This is a genomic window from Okeania sp. SIO2B9, assembly GCF_010672505.1.
Taxonomy (GTDB): Bacteria; Cyanobacteriota; Cyanobacteriia; order Cyanobacteriales; family Microcoleaceae; genus Okeania; species Okeania hirsuta.
Window position 1 is genome coordinate 1 of the sequence record NZ_JAAHGK010001615.1, and the last position, 1,428, is coordinate 1,428.

At 48.8% G+C, this 1,428-nt stretch carries 1 protein-coding gene and 1 pseudogene; both read right to left on the bottom strand.

The window, feature by feature from the left end:
* Positions 1 to 79: 79 nt before the first annotated feature.
* Positions 80 to 871, bottom strand: a complete 792-nt coding sequence (locus tag F6K13_RS33125) for an IS5 family transposase (RefSeq protein ID WP_287289923.1) — start codon at positions 869 to 871, stop codon at positions 80 to 82.
* Between the two features lie 64 nt (positions 872 to 935).
* Positions 936 to 1,428 (bottom strand): annotated as a pseudogene (locus F6K13_RS33130) (ISNCY family transposase); the annotation flags it as partial.

Below are 1,428 nucleotides of genomic sequence, written 5' to 3' on the forward strand. Positions count from 1 at the left end.
TAAAAAGCGTTTCATCTTGGGGTTTTGGATTCTAGATTTTAGCTTAGAGGATGTTTTAAAAGCTTAAAGAGGTCAAATTCTATGCCTGTCGCCGCACCAATATCCGTATCATCGACACGTAGATAAACGTCTCAGATGTCTCGGGTAATCGTTCATAGTCTCGGACCAATCGACGGCACTGCATGAGCCATCCAAAGGTACGCTCAACGACCCACCGTTTTTTGAGCAGAACGAACCCTTTTGTTTGTTCGGGACGTAGCACGACCTGAACCAGCCAGTGACAGATATCCATCACCCACATCATGAAATCAGGTCCACTAAATCCGCCATCCGCCCATACGGTATGGATGCGGTGTACTCGCTTACCCAGGGCTTTCACCCGCTTGAGAGCGGTTTTAGCACCTGCTCGTTCAGGAGTCTTGGCAGAGGTCACCCACACCCGTAGTAGCAATCCCAGCGTATCCACGACGGCAAAGCGCTTTCGCCCTTTAATCTTCTTGCCGGCATCAAAGCCCACCGCCTCATCAATCATGGCGGATGTTTTGACACTCTGGCTATCAATGACCACCTCAGATGGACTCTCTTGTCGGCCTTGAAGAATGCGTTCTCGGCGGTAAAGTTCATCATAGATTTTGAGCCACGTTCCGTCCTTCTTCCACTTCCGGAAGTAGGTGTAGACCGTTTGCCATTTAGGAAAATCGGACGGGAGTGCCCGCCATTGAATGCCCGTGACCAAGACATACATAATGGCGTTGAGGACGGCCCACATATCAACACTACGGGGACGACCGCCGGGTTTAGCCGCAGGAAGCAAGGGTTGAAGCGTCGCAAATTGGTCTTGGGTGAGATCACTGGGATATGCTGTTCGCATGTGGCCTACTCGCTTGCAATGAACTACAACATGCAAGATACACCGAGTGGGCTTTTTTACGGCATCACGACCTTTTCAAACACCCTCTTAGATCATCAAAAAAGGTCTTTCGAGAGGGTAAATGCTCTCTAAGCAGTTGATAGTTTGTATCGAGTAACTCCAAGGTGGTATGAAACAAAAACGCCAGTAGATTGAGCGTTGCGAGGAATGACGCTAAGTGCTCTTGCCCATGGCCAAAGTTATGCTCTAAATTGTAGCCCTTCGTCTTGAGGGTATTGTTGTTTTCATTTTCGACCTTCCATCGTGCCCGTGCGGACAATACCAAAGCTTCAACGGTCTGGTGTTCAATGAGGTAATTGCTGGCCCACGCATTCTGATAGAGGATCTCCCCATCGGCATTGGTAATCGTCAGTTCACACCAATTGACCCACAATGCATCGTCTCCATCTTTAAGCGGAACTTGGTTGAGATAGCGGGAGGTATAGGTGTGCGTGGTTTTGCCTCTACGGTGTTGTTTGACGAATGTTGGCAATTCAATTCCCTCTAAATGCTCATAA